At 75.7% G+C, this 13,243-nt stretch carries 9 protein-coding genes and 3 pseudogenes; 3 read left to right on the forward strand and 9 right to left on the reverse strand.

Translation table 11 applies throughout. The features are described 5' to 3' along the window. Together AB0K92_RS32770 and AB0K92_RS32775 are read right to left on the reverse strand one after the other, a co-directional pair. Window positions 1-502 (reverse strand): DMT family transporter (locus AB0K92_RS32770; protein WP_365928917.1); only part of this gene is annotated, 502 nt, incomplete at its 3' end. After that, complete coding sequence (locus AB0K92_RS32775) at window positions 499-1,425, reverse strand: phosphatase PAP2 family protein (RefSeq protein ID WP_365928918.1); 927 nt, start codon at window positions 1,423-1,425, stop codon at window positions 499-501. The genes AB0K92_RS32770 and AB0K92_RS32775, both read right to left, overlap by 4 nt. A 225-nt stretch (window positions 1,426-1,650) precedes the next feature. Between AB0K92_RS32775 and AB0K92_RS32780 the strand changes: the two genes are divergently transcribed. Continuing rightward, complete coding sequence (locus AB0K92_RS32780) at window positions 1,651-2,265, forward strand: TetR/AcrR family transcriptional regulator (protein WP_365928919.1); 615 nt, start codon at window positions 1,651-1,653, stop codon at window positions 2,263-2,265. A gap of 151 nt (window positions 2,266-2,416) precedes the next feature. On the opposite strand, the pseudogene AB0K92_RS32785 reads toward AB0K92_RS32780, so the two are convergent. The 4 genes and pseudogenes from AB0K92_RS32785 to AB0K92_RS32800 all read right to left on the reverse strand — a co-directional run. Continuing rightward, window positions 2,417-3,265 (reverse strand): annotated as a pseudogene (locus tag AB0K92_RS32785) (hypothetical protein); the annotation flags it as partial. 777 nt (window positions 3,266-4,042) lie between these two features. After that, window positions 4,043-4,186, reverse strand: a pseudogene (locus AB0K92_RS32790) (DUF2510 domain-containing protein); the annotation flags it as partial. Window positions 4,187-4,274: 88 nt separating this feature from the next. Then, window positions 4,275-5,441: an anhydro-N-acetylmuramic acid kinase gene (locus tag AB0K92_RS32795; RefSeq protein WP_365928920.1), complete on the reverse strand. Its 1,167-nt coding sequence runs from the start codon at window positions 5,439-5,441 to the stop codon at window positions 4,275-4,277. A gap of 109 nt (window positions 5,442-5,550) precedes the next feature. Continuing rightward, window positions 5,551-6,834, reverse strand: a complete 1,284-nt coding sequence (locus tag AB0K92_RS32800) for an MFS transporter (RefSeq protein WP_365928921.1) — start codon at window positions 6,832-6,834, stop codon at window positions 5,551-5,553. A gap of 194 nt (window positions 6,835-7,028) precedes the next feature. On the opposite strand from AB0K92_RS32800, the gene AB0K92_RS32805 reads away from it, so the two are divergent. After that, the gene (locus AB0K92_RS32805; RefSeq protein WP_365928922.1) at window positions 7,029-9,707 is read left to right on the forward strand and encodes an AAA family ATPase; all 2,679 of its coding nucleotides are present in this window, start codon (window positions 7,029-7,031) and stop codon (window positions 9,705-9,707) included. A gap of 88 nt (window positions 9,708-9,795) precedes the next feature. Here AB0K92_RS32805 and pcaD read toward each other — a convergent pair whose 3' ends face one another. Both pcaD and AB0K92_RS32815 read right to left on the reverse strand, forming a co-directional pair. Further along, window positions 9,796-10,923: a 3-oxoadipate enol-lactonase gene (pcaD, locus tag AB0K92_RS32810; protein WP_365928923.1), complete on the reverse strand. Its 1,128-nt coding sequence runs from the start codon at window positions 10,921-10,923 to the stop codon at window positions 9,796-9,798. Further along, a pseudogene (locus AB0K92_RS32815) lies at window positions 10,920-11,744 on the reverse strand (lyase family protein); the annotation flags it as partial. The gene pcaD and the pseudogene AB0K92_RS32815, both read right to left, overlap by 4 nt. 43 nt (window positions 11,745-11,787) lie before the next feature. On the opposite strand from AB0K92_RS32815, the gene AB0K92_RS32820 reads away from it, so the two are divergent. Beyond that, on the forward strand, window positions 11,788-12,171 hold the full coding sequence (locus AB0K92_RS32820; protein ID WP_365928924.1) for a MarR family transcriptional regulator: 384 nt from the start codon (window positions 11,788-11,790) through the stop codon (window positions 12,169-12,171). Window positions 12,172-12,283: 112 nt separating this feature from the next. Here AB0K92_RS32820 and AB0K92_RS32825 read toward each other — a convergent pair. Next, a partial coding sequence (locus AB0K92_RS32825) for a DUF3048 domain-containing protein (protein ID WP_365928925.1) occupies window positions 12,284-13,243 on the reverse strand: 960 nt, incomplete at its 5' end.

The following is a 13,243-nucleotide window of genomic DNA, read 5'->3' on the forward strand; positions in this document are numbered from 1 at the left end:
CGAGGGCCGTGCCGTCGAGGGAGAGCCGGGCCGGGACCCGCTGGCCGGGCTGGAGGCCCTGGTCGGCGCGGAAGCGGCGGACCTCGGTGATGACCCCCGCGACGACCAGTGCCTCGGGCACGCTGAGCACGTCGTCGGGCGCGGGCCCGGACGCCGTGACGAGCAGCGCGGCCAGCCCCGCCAGGGTGAGCGCGGTGCCCCGCCACTCGGCCGCGCTGACCCGCCGTCCGGCGATGCGCGCGCCCAGCGGCACCGCCGCGACCAGGGTGAGCGCTCCCAGCGGCTGCACCACGGTCAGCGGCCCGTACTTCAGGGCGACGACGTGCAGCAGCGCGCCGGTGGCGTTCAGCGCCACCGCCACCCACCACGCGGCGCTGCCGAGCAGCCGCAGGGTCCCGGCGCCGGGGGTGCGCGCGGCCAGCCGCTCCTGGGCGACCGCGGCGGCCGCGTAGGCGACGGCGGAGAACAGGGAGAGGACGAGCGCGAGGGCGGTGGCGTTCACCGGGCCGACTCCACGAGGGCGGGCTGTGCGGCGGGTGAGGATGCGGACGCCGGTGCAGGTGCGGGCGCCGGTGCGGGCGCGGGCAGCCTCTGACCGGGGAGCGGGGGAGGGGCCGCCGTACCGCCGCCGCTCAGGCCGCTCACGTCGGCGCGGTCCGGTACGGCGTCCCCGGTGGGCGCGTCGGGCGTGTCCGGTGCGGTCCGGCGCCGTGGCGGACGCAGGACGGCCAGGGCGAGGCCGAGCAGGGCGGCGGCCACGAGGGCGTCGAGCCAGTAGTGGTTCGCGGTGCCCACGATCACCAGCAGGGTGAGCAGCGGGTGCAGCAGCCACAGCCACCGCCGGCGGGTCCGGGTCGCGGCGACCAGCCCGATCGCCACCATCAGCGCCCAGCCGAAGTGCAGTGACGGCATGGCCGCGAACTGGTTGGAGAGGGTGTCGGTGGCGGGCGGACCGTACACCGACGGCCCGTACACCCGCCCGGTGTCCACCAGCCCGGCCGCCGCGAGCATCCGGGGCGGGGCGAGCGGGAACGTGAGATGCAGCACCAGGGCGGCGGCGGTCACCGCGGCCAGCACCCGGCGGGCCCAGACGTAGTGCCCGGGGCGTCGCAGGTACAGCCAGACGAGGAAGGCGGCCGTGGCCGGGAAGTGCACGGTCGCGTAGTAGGTGTTCGCGACCCGCACGAGGGTGTCGCCGTGCAGCAGCAGCGACTGCACCAGGTCCTCGCCGGGCAGGTGGGCCGCTCGCTCCCAGTCCCACACCCGGTCCGCGTTGCGGCGGGCCTCGCCGGTGTGGCCGGTCGCCAGCCGGCGGCCCAGCTTGTAGACGAGGAAGAGTCCCGCGACGAGCAGGAACTCACGGACGAGCGGCGGCCGGGCTATCGCTGCGGACTCCGCCTCTTCAGGCTCGGTGCGGGCATTCATCCCCCGGCCCTTTCGCTGACGGTGGTGCGTGGGTGGTACGTCCGGAACCTGGTGTTCCGGTCACGCGGTCGCCCATCTTATCGATACGTCCGCGTACCGATACGCAAGTGTACCGATACGGTCCGGTACCGGTACACTGGTCTCGACAGGGCCGGACTTCGCGGGATCGCACCTCAATCCCACGGGAGCGTCCTGGAATCTCGCTCGAATCAGGGAGAACCGCCGATGACGTCGCAGGCCGCGGACCGACCGGAGACGGTCGTCGCCTCGCGCCGCTCCAAACTCACCCCCGAGCGTGAGCAGGAGTTCTTCGACGCCGTCCTGGAACAGATCCGCGAGTGCGGCTACGACGCCGTGACCATGGAGGGCGTCGCCGCCAGCACCCGGTGCAGCAAGTCCACGCTGTACCGGCAGTGGAAGACGAAACCGCAGTTCGTGGCCGCCGCCCTGCGCTCCAGCAGGCGGGTGCGGTTCGCCGGCATCGACACCGGCTCGCTCGCCGGGGACCTGCGCGAGGTCGCCCGCTGCGCCGCCGCGTGGTCGGCGAAGGACACCAAGCTGCACCAGGCGCTCGGGCACGCCGTGACCCAGGACAAGGAACTGGCGTGCGCCCTGCGCGAGGCGCTGGTGGAGCCGGAGCTGGCCGCGCTGGAGGAGATCCTGCGCCGGGGCGTCGAGCGCGGTGAGGTGCCCGCCGGGCATCCGGCGCTGCCGTTCGTGCCCGCGCAGCTCTTCGGCGTCCTGCGGGTCAGGCCGGTCCTGGAGGGCGAGTACGCCGATCCGGACTACCTGGTCCGGTTCGTGGAGGCCGCCGTGCTCCCGGCACTGGGCCTCACCTGAAGACCCAGGCCGCGCCGTCCGCGGGATGACTGGACGGCCGGTCTGACCGCGCCGCACCGTGGGGACGGGGGCGGCGCGCACCCCCCGGCCGGGTGGGGTTCCTCTGGAGCGGAGAGGCGCCCCACCCGGCCGGCTCGTCGGTGCCGGGCGGTCAGACGTCCTGCCCGTAGCCGCCGCCGGGGGCGGCCTTGATGCTCTTCGTGATCTCGTCGATGAGGGACACCGTCTGGTCGGCGTCCACCCCCACGCGCACCACGACGATCCGGCCGGTGTCCGCCGGGGAGGGGAAGGCGATCGACTGGACGAGACCGTCGGCGCCCTTGCTGGTGACCGCCTTCCAGCGGACCAGGTAGCCCTTCTGCCCCGCCACGGTCACCGCCTGGGAGGCGAGCACTTGGTGGGAGCTGATCTCGCCGTAGGAGGAGCCGCCGTAGGACTCCTCGGCGTTCTCCGCGATGTCCGCCTTCGCGACCGCCTCCGGGGTGCTGCCCTTCGTCTCCAGCAGCTCGGCGGGCGCCGAGTACGCGCCGCCCTTCGTGCAGGTCTGGGACGTCTCGCCGGGGCAGGGATAGGTGTCCTCCGACGACAGCTGCGCGCCCACGGCCATCGTCCGCCCGCTCCAGCCGTCCGGCACCTTGAAGCTGATGCCGTTGACCGGGTCGGACACCGTGCCGCCGCCCTCGACCTCGGGCGCCTGCGACTGCCCCGGGCCCGGCTTGTCGCCGTCCTGCCCGCCGGAGCCGCTGTCGCCGTCGCCGCCGTCACCGCCGTCGCCGAACGGGCCGTCCTGCCCGCCCGAGCCCGGCCCCTGCTGGGAGTCGGCCCGGCTCGTGCCGCCGTCGTCGTCCTTGGTCAGCGCGTACACCCCGACGCCGATGCTCGCCAGCACCGCGGCGGCCACGGCGACCGCGATACCGGTCCGCAGCCACCGCCGCGACCGGGGCGGCGGCTGCACGGGGTACCCCGGATAGCCGGGGTGTGCCGGGTAACCGGGGTGCGCCGGATAGCCGGGTTGCGTGGGGTAGCCGGACTGGGCCGCGTGGCCCGGCTGGGCCGCATGGGCGGGAGCCGCCGGGTAGGCCTGGCTCGCCGGGAAACCGGACTGGGCCGGGTAGCCGGGCTGTGTCGGATGTCCGGGCTGGGTCGGATGTCCGGGCTGGGTCGGGTAGGCGGGGTACGCCGGTTGGCCGGGCGGGCCCGTGTGGCCGGGGTACGCCGGGTGGGCCTCATCGGGTCGGCCGGGCTGGGCCGGGTAGGCGGGGTGGGCCGGGTGACCGGGCTGCGCGGCGCCGGGCTGTGCGGCACCGCCGGGCTGCGCCGCGTCAGCGGGCTGTCCGGCGTCCTCGGGCCGGCCGGCATCCGCCGGCTGTCCGCCGTCCTCGGGCCGGCCGGCATCCGCGGGCTGTGCGGCGTCGCCGGTCCGTCCCGCCTCGGCGGCCTGCCCGGCGGCGGCGACGTGCTCGGCGCCTTGGGCCTGTCCCGCCTCGGCGGCCCGCCCCGCACCCTCGGCCTCCGGCGCGGAGCCGGGCTGCACGGCGCCCTCACCCCGTCCCGCGCCTCCGGCGTCCGCCGCCCCGGCGGCCTGCTCCCCGCCACCGGACCGCACCGCGTCAGCGGGCTCCCCGGCGTCAGCGAGCCGCGCCGCGCCAGTGTGCTGCGCCTCGCCAGCGAGCTGCGCCGCGCCGGTGGACTGCCCCGCCTCGGCCCCGCGAACGTCAGCCCCCTGACCCGTGTCGCCGGTCCGGGGCGCCTGCTCCGGCTGGGTCTGTCGGTCCGCCGCCGGTGGACCCCAGGCGGCGGCCGACCCCGCGGGACGTATCCGGTCCGTCCACGCCTTGCCGTCCCACCAGCGCTCGGTGGCGGGACCGTCACTTGTCTGCCCGGGGTCGGGATACCACCCGGGAGGAGTCACCTGCGTCATGACCCCACCGTATGAGGCGACGGTGAAAGCCGGATGAGAGGGATCAGGACCTTCGGCCACCTATAACGGACACACCCTCACGTACCGCTCACTCCGCCCCGGACGCCTCCACCACCAGCCGCTCCGGCGCACGCCGCGTCGCCGGCGGCAGCCGCAGTCCGGACCGGCCCGGCGTCACCGACCCCAGGACGCTCGGATGCCGGGCGCCGGTGCTCGCCGGGACGGTGCCCGGCAGGCCGTGCGCGGTCAGGAAGCCGAGGACGGCGAAGGCGTACGCCTCCTTCGCGTCCGCGGGCAGGCCCAGTTCGTCCGAGGCGCGCACCGCGACCCCGGCCAGCCGCTCGCGCAGCATCCGCATCAGCACAGGGTTGCGGGTGCCGCCGCCGGAGGCGATCACCTCCGTGCCGCCGACCCGCAGCACCGCGTCGGCGACCGTCTCGGCGGTCAGCCGGGTCAGCGTGGCGAGGACGTCCTCGGCGGGCAGCGCGCCGAGACCGGACAGCGCCCGGCGCAGATGACCGGCGTGGAACAGCTCCTTGCCCGTCGTCTTCGGCGGCGGCAGCGCGTAGTACGGCTCCGCCAGCAGCCGTTCCAGCAGCTCCGGCCGGACGGTGCCGCGCGCCGCGAGGGCGCCTTCCGCGTCGTAGGACAGCCCGCCGCCGCACTCCCGGGCCGCCGCGTCGAGCAGCGCGCACCCCGGCCCGGTGTCGAAGGCCGTGCCGTCGGGCGCGGTGAGGTTCGCGATGCCGCCGATGTTCAGGGCGACCGGGATGCCCGGCCGGCCGCGCAGCCACAGCAGGTCGACGAGGCTGACCAGCGGCGCGCCCTGCCCACCCGCGGCGATGTCGCGGGGCCGGAAGTCGGCGACCACCGGCAGCCCGGTGGCCTCCGCGATCCACGCGGGCTGCCCCAGCTGGAGCGTGCCGTACACCCGCCCCGCCTCGGCCCAGTGGTACACGGTCTGCCCGTGCGAGGCCACCAACTCCGCTTGCCCGCGGCACAGTTCACGGTCGGCTCGGACGGCCGCCGCCGCGAAGGCCTGCCCGATCCGGGTGTCCAGCCGGCACACCTGCGCGAGCGAGCAGGTCCCCGGCGGCAGCGCCACCGCGAGTGCCGCCCGCAGCTCGGCGTCGTACCGCTCGCTCACCAGGCCGAGCGGCCTCAGCACCAGGCAGTCCCCGACGAGGCGCACGTCGGCCGCCGCCGCGTCGATCGCGTCGTACGACGTGCCCGACATCAGCCCGATCACCCGCATCCGGTCACCCGCATCCGGTCACCCGCATCCGGTCACCCGCATCCGATCACCCGCATCCGGTCACCCGCCTCTGGTCCCTGTCCGGTCACCCGTCCGTCACCGCATCCGGTCACCGCGCCTCTTCCGCCGCCGGAGTCCGCGCCGGTGCCCTCGCCGTCGCCAGGGCGAGCGCGCTGACCGCGCAGGTAGCCGCCGCGTAGTAGGCGGGCACGTCCACGTTGCCGGTGCGTTCCACGGTCTCCGTGATGACGAGGCCGGCGCAGCCGGAGAAGACCGCGTTGGACAGGGCGTAGGCGAGTCCCAGACCGGTGTAGCGCACGGTCGTCGGGAACATCTCGGCGAGCAGCGCCGGACCCGGACCCGCCATCAGCCCCACCACCGCGCCCGCCGCGCACACCGCCAGACCCTGCGCCACCCGCGACGCGCCCGGATCCTGGAGCAGGTTCAGCAGCGGCACCGCGAGCACGACCACGAGCAGCGCGCCGGTCAGCATCACCGCCCGCCGGCCGATCCGGTCGCTGAGCGCGCCCGCCGGGAGGATCGCCGCCGCGAAGCCCAGGTTGGCCAGGACCGTGGCCACGAGCGCCTGCTGGAAACTCGCGTCGAGGGTGCTCTGGAGATAGGAGGGCAGGACGACGAGGAAGGTGTATCCGGCCGCCGCCCAGCCCATGATCCGTCCCGCGCCGAGCGCGACGGCCCGCACCACCTCCCGGCCGGGCGGCCGGACCACCGCTCCCGCGCCCGCCGCGCGGAAGACCGGCGTCTCGTCCAGCCGCAGCCGCAGCCACAGCGCGCCCAGCCCCATCGGCAGCGCCAGCAGGAACGGCAGCCGCCACCCCCAGGCGCTCACCTGCCCCTCGCTCAGCACGGTGGCGAGCAGCGCGGCCACGCCCGCCCCGGCGAGCAGGCCGAGTGCCACCGTGAACGACTGCCACGCCCCGTACAGTCCGCGCCGGCCCGGCGGCGCGGACTCCGTCAGCACCGCCACCGCCCCGCCGAACTCGCCGCCCGCGCTCAGCCCCTGAACGACCCTCAGGAACGTCAGCAGCCAGGGCGCGAGCGCCCCGGCCGTGTCGTACGTCGGCAGCGCCCCGATCAGTGTCGTCGCGGCCGTCATCAGCGTGACGACCAGGATCAGCACCGGACGCCGGCCGATCCGGTCGCCCAGCCGCCCGAACAGGGCCGCGCCGACCGGCCGGAAGAAGAACGCCAGCGCGAACGAGGCGTACGTCCGCACCAGGGCCTCGATCTCGCCGCCGCCCTCGGGCGTGAAGAAGCGCGCCGCGATGACCGTGGCGAAGTAGCCGTAGACACCGAACTCGTACCACTCGATGAAGTTGCCCACCGAGCCCGCGACCAGTGCCCGGCGGGACCGCGTCGGTGCCTGAGCCATGCCAACCAGCGTTGGCAGAACGGCATCTGACTGTCAATCACTTTCACCGGACCGGCCGACACCGTCCGCCGCGTCGCCCCCAATACATGCTGTGACCCGGGACGGCAAGAGGTCGGACGACCCTCCACCACGAACCGGCCGGTAGGGCTACGCTCACCCTGTACGTCGTTCGGGCGACTAGGGGAGGTAGCGGGATGACGGAGGTACGGCCGGCGGCGGCCGCCTCGGCTTCCCTGTGGGAGCGCGACCGGGAGATCGACGCCATCCGGCGCGCCGTCGACGCCCTGCGCGAGGACCGCTCGTCCGCCGGCGGCCTGCTGGTCTTCCGCGGCGAGGCCGGCCTCGGCAAGACCGCGCTGCTCGCGGAGACCCGCCGCATCGCGGAGGAACGCGGCTGCACGGTGTGGTCGGCGCGCGGCGGCGAGACCCTGAGGTCCGTGCCGTACAACGTGATACGGCAGCTGCTGCAGCCCGCGCTGGTCACGATGCTGCCCGAGGAGGCGCGCGACTACCTCGGCGACTGGTACGACGTCGCCGGACCCGCCCTCGGCATCGCGGACCCGGGGGAGCGCCAGCCCGACCCGCAGGGCGTGTGCGACGGCCTGGTCGCCGTCGTGCGCCGGCTCGCCCGCCGGGACTGGCCGCTGGTGCTGCTGATCGACGACGCCCACTGGGCCGACCAGGAGACCCTGCGCTGGCTCACCGCGTTCGCCGAACGACTGCACGACACGCCCGTACTGCTCGTGGTGGCCCGCCGCCCCGGCGAGGCCACCGGCGCCCGCGCCCGCCACCTCGACGCGATCGCCGACCTGGCCGCCGGCTCCGTCACCACGCTCAGCGCCCTCACCCCGGAAGCCGTGGCCGGACTGACCCGCGCCACCGTCGGCGCGCACGCCGACGGCCCGTTCTGCCGCGAGGTCTGGGCGGTCACCGGCGGCAACCCGTACGACACCGTCGAACTCCTCGCCAAGGTGCTCGACAGCGAACTGGAGCCGACCGAGGCCTCCGCCGGGGAACTGCGCGCCCTCAACCGCTCGGCCCGCGGCGGCGGCCTCGTCGCCCGCCTCGAGGAACTGGGCATCGACGCCACCCGGTTCGCCTGGGCCGCCGCCATCCTCGGCACCGGCATCACCGTCGACCTGGTCGCCAAGCTCACCACCATGAGCGTCGAGCAGGCCGAGCGCTGCGCGGGGCTGCTCACCAGCGCCCGCATCCTCACCGCGCCCGACCCGGCCGGCGCGCCGGCGGCCGACGGCGACCTGGAGTTCGTCCACCCGCTGATCGCCACCGCCGTCTACCACTCCATCCCCGACGCGCTGCGCCGCGCCATGCACGGCATCGCCGCCCGGATCGTCACCGACCTCGGCCTCGGCGCGGCGGCCGCCTCCCGGCACCTGCTCCAGGTCCACCCCGACGACGACGCCGAACTCGTCGACCAGCTGCGCGAGGCCGCCCGCGAACACCTCGCCGTCGGCGCGCCCGACGCGGCCCGCCAGTGCCTGGAACGCGCCCTCCAGGAGCCGCCCCGGCCCGAGGTGCAGGCCCACGTCCACTACGAACTGGGCTGCGCCACCCTGCTCACGGCGCCCGCCAAGACCGTCGACCACCTCCGGACCGCGCTCGCCCTGCCCGGCCTCGACGGCGCCGAACGCGTCGACGCGGTGTTCCGCCTCTCCCAGGCCCTCCTCCACAACGACCAGCTCGAACAGGCCGTGCGCACCGTCGAGGCGGAGGCCGCCCGGCACGAGGAGGGACCCGCGCGGATGCGGCTGCGGGCCGTGCAGTACATGTGGGAGGGCATCTACGCCGGCGAGGCCGCCACCCCCGGCCGCTCCGAGCGGCTCGCCGAGCTCGCCCGCGCCTGCGCCGGCCGCGACAACTCCGAGCGGGCCCTGCTCATCCTGCGCGGCTTCGACGCCATGACGCACGGCGAGAACGCCGAGGAGGTCGTCGAGGTCTGCGACCGCGCCCTCGTCAACGGCCGCCTCGCGCCCGGACTCGGCTGGACCGACACCGAGTGGGGCGTCGAACTGCTGATGATGCTCGGCAGCTCCTACGCCTGCACCGACCGCCTCGACCGCGCCGAGAACCTGTTCTCCGAGGCCCTGCGCACCTACACCTCGGCCGGCTGGAGCGGCGGCCACCTCGCCCTCGCCCACGCGTTCCTCGGCCTCGCCTTCCGCCGCCAGGGCCGCCTCAAGGACGCCGAGAAGGTGCTGCGCGAGTCGCTGCGAATCGCCGAACGCGTCGGCCGCGGCCTGCCCCTGTACTGGTCGGCGACCTGCGGACTGGTCGACACGCTGCTCGCCCGCGGCCGGATCGAGGAGGCCTGGACGGTCGCCGAACAGTACGGCTTCGCCCCGCCCTACCCGTCGACCATCGTCCTGCCCGACACCCGCTCCGTACGCGGCCGGCTGCTGCTCGCCGTGGGCCGCACGGACGAGGGGATCAACGAGCTGGAGGCCGCCGAGAAGGCCGCCGCCGCGCGCGGCGGACACAACCCGGTCCTCGCGCCCTGGACCGTCGACCTCGCCCGCGCCCTCGCCGTCCAGGACCCCGCCCGCGCGGCCCGGCTCGCCGCCGACGCCCGCCGCCAGGCCGAGCGCTTCGGCACCGACACCGCCATCGGTGAGGCCCTGCGCTGCGCCGCCGCCCTGGAGACCGGCCAGCGCCAGGTCCGCCTCACCGCCCAGGCCGTCACCTACCTCGAAGCCTCCCCCTGCCAGTACGAGCACGCCGCCGCCCGCATCGAACACGGCCTCGCCGCCCGCTCGGCCCAGGAGCTGAACCGCGGCCTGGCCCTGGCCCGCTCCTGCGGCGCGGACGGGCTGGTGCGCCAGGCGGAGGAGGCGCTGGCGGCGCTGACACGGTGACGGCGCCGACGGCGGCGTACACCCGCCCCGGGAACAGACGCCGGCAAGCCGGGGTGCCCGGGCGAGCGGGACCGGGCGGGGCGGTTGGTCACTCCTCGGGGCCGTCCTCCTCCGCCAGCACCCGCCGCGCCGTCGCGAACGCCGAGTTCGCCGCCGGGACGCCGCAGTAGACCGCCGTCTGGAGGAGTACCGCGCCGATCTCCTCGGCGGTCAGTCCGTTGCGGCGGGCCGCGCGGATGTGCATGGCCAGTTCGTCGTCGTGGCCGTGGGCGACCAGCGCCGTGAGGGTGATCATGCTGCGTTCGCGGCGGGTGAGGGTGGAGTCGGTCCAGATCTCGCCCCAGGCGTAGCGGGAGACGAAGTCCTGGAACCGGGCGGTGAACGGCGTCTGCCGGGCCTGGGCGCGGTCCACGTGGGCGTCGCCCAGCACCTCACGGCGTACGTCCATGCCGCGCCGGGCGCGCCCGCCGAAGTGCGAGCGCAGTGCCGCGAGGACGGCGCCGGGGCGTTCGGCGGGGGCCAGGTGCGAGGCGCCGGGGATCTCCACCGGCGTGGCGCCCGGTACGGCGTCGGCGATCTCCCGCAGGTGGGCGGGCGGGGTCGCCGGGTCGTCCCGGCCGGCGATCAGCAGCGTCGGCACGCGGATGGCGGCGAGCCGGTACCGCAGGTCGAACGCGGCGAGCGCGTCGCAGCAGGCGGCGTACGCCTCCGGATCGGCCTCGCGGTGGTCGCGCACCAGGTCCGGGACCGTGAAACCGGGCGTGAACCAGCGGGCGTTCGCGCTCTCCGCCAGTTCGGCCAGCCCCTCGCGGCGGACCACCGCGGCCCGCTCCTGCCAGGGTTTCGCCCCGCCGAAGTGCGCCGAGGAGCAGTACACGGCCAGGGACGAGATCCGCTCGGGGTGGTGTACCGCCAGGTGCAGTCCCACCGCGCCGCCCAGTGACACGCCCGCGTACGCGAACCGCTGCACGCCCAGCGCGTCGGCGAGTGCCAGGACCAGCCCCGCGAGGTCCCCGACGGTCGCCCCGGCGCGGACGAGACCGGCGGGGGAGCCGCCGTGGCCGGGGAGGTCCCAGCGGATCACCCGGTGGGCGGCGGACAGTTCGGGGGCGACCTGGTCCCACAGGGCGTACGACGTGCCCAGCGACGGTCCGAGCAGCAGCGGGGGAGCGGACGGGGCGCCCTCGGCACGGTGGTTGAGCAGCGTGTCGGTCACTCTCGCTCCAGGGCACGGTCGGTGAGGGCTCCGGCGGAGCCGGTGTAGTGGGCCGGGTCGAGGTCGGCGTCCGCCAGCTCCGGCGCCCCGGCGAGCGGGCGGCCCTCGGACGCCAGCCGGGTGAGCAGTTCCTTGGCGCGGGCCCGGCCCAGCACGGGGGCCAGTTCGGCGGACAGCCGCTCGGAGACGATCAGCCCGCCGGTCAGGTCCAGGTGCGCGCGCATCGCGCCGGGGCGCACCCGCAGTCCGTCGGCCAGTTCGGCGGCGTCCCGGGCCGCCCCGCCGACCAGCCGCAGCAGGTCCCTGAGGGGTTCCCACTCCGCGTGCCAGGCCCCGGCCGGCCGTTCGTCCTCCGCGGCCAGCGACCCGTACAGCGTGGCCGCGAGCTGGGGCGCCCGCCGCGCGGCGGCGGCCAGCAGGGCGGACCGTACGGGGTTGGACTTGTGCGGCATGGCGGACGAACCGCCGCCGCTGCCCTCCGCGACCTCGGCGATCTCGGTGCGGGAGAGGGTGAGGACGTCCACGGCGAGCTTGCCGAGCGCGCCCGCCGTGAAGGCGAGACATCCGGCGAGGTCGGCGACGGGCGTGCGCAGGGTGTGCCAGGGCAGAGCGGGTGCCCGCAGGCCGAGTTCGCGGGCGTACCGCGCCGGCAGCGCCACCGGATCGCTCGCGCCGTACGCCCCGAAAGCCGCCAACGTGCCAGCCGCGCCGTCGAGTTGGGCGGGCAGCGAGTCCCGTACGGCGCTCACCCGGTCCCGCGCGTCCAGCACCAGCGACCGCCACCCGGCCGCCTTCAGCCCGAACGTCGTCGGCACGGCGTGGGCCCGGCGCCTCCAGCAGGCCCACCACCTGCTGTGGAACACGATGGTCTCCGAGGAGATCACCTCACCGCAGTTCGCCGTCCTGAACACCCTCGTCGCCGAGCCGGGACTGGACCAGCGCACGGTGGGGGAACGGGTGGGGCTCGACCGGTCCACCATCGCCGAGGTGATCGGCCGGCTCGTCACCCGCGGACCGCTCGGCAAGGTCCGCGATCCGCACGACGGCCGCCGCTACCTGCTGCGGCTCACCGAGGAGGGCGAGCGCACCCAGCGCAAGCTCGCGGTGCGCGCGGCCCGCATGAACCAGGTGTTCCTCGCCCCCCTCACCGACGAGGAGCGCACCCGGTTCCTGGGTCTCGTCCAGCGGGTGTCGGACGCGGCGGAGGGGCTGCGCAATGCGGGGGAAACGCCGGCGGGCGGGCGGTGAGCGGCGCCGGGCGCCCGGCCGGCTCCGTTCACGGTGACTGAGCCGGCGCTCGGGGCGCGGTGAGCGGCACCGGGCCGGTCAGCTCGGCTCACAGTAAGGCAGACCGCCCGGTTCAGGCCTTCGCGAACACCACCCAGACCTGCCCCTCGGCGAAGTTCACCGGAGCGCCGTCGTTCGTCGTGAACAGCGTCCCCTCCGACGCCGCCCCCCGCTTCCACCGCACCTCGTGGACCTTGCCGTCGCGCAGCACCTCCGCCCGGCCCGAACCCACCGTCTCGGTGAACGGCGTGTTGTTGCCGAGGGAGTCGTAGTAGTCCGACGCGCGCAGGTTCACGTACTGCACGACGACCGTCGCGGGCGCGACCGGCCCCGCGTCGGTGGTGGTGGCGGCCGTGCCGTCCATCGACACCAGCCAGCCGTCCCGCCGCTGCGACCAGGTGAAGGTGAACCGCGCCGCCGGGTACGACACCGTCCGCGCGGCCACCTCCGTGCCGCCGGAGGGCGCGGCGCCGTAGTGGAAGCCGGTGGTCAGCGCGTCCGGGCCGGGCGGTTCGGGCAGCAGGGCGCCGGGGCGCAGATACAGGTTGTGCGGGGCGGGGCGGCCGGTGCCCCGGTAGTAGGCGCCCGGTGTCAGGCCGGGCGGCTCGGCGCGCAGCGGCGCCTGCTCGATCAGCGGCAGCAGCTTGCGCTGCGCGCCGGAGAACGCGAGCGTCGGCCGGTCGAACTGGCGCAGCAGCTCCAGGTCGGTCTCCCGGGCGCTGCGCACCGGGCCCACGGCGTGCGGGAACCGGGTGGCGTACACCGCCATCAGCCGGCTCATGCCGCCCTCGACCTGCTCCACGTAGACCACGTCCGCCGCGTTCAGCCCCGTGTGCGGGCGGGCCCGGCGAGCGTTGTCGATCTTCACGGCGAGCACGGAGCCCCGGTCGGTTCTGCTCTCGGGGGAGTCCGTGGCGCCCGGCTCCCGGCCGCGCCCCCGGCCGTCGTCTGCGGGGCCGTCGCCGCCGGTGCACCCGGCGGTCAGGGAGGCCGCCATGGCGACGGCGGCCAGCAGCGCGGCCGTGGCGCCGAG

This window comes from Streptomyces sp. NPDC052687 (assembly GCF_040678395.1).
In the GTDB taxonomy this organism is placed as follows: domain Bacteria; phylum Actinomycetota; class Actinomycetes; order Streptomycetales; family Streptomycetaceae; genus Streptomyces.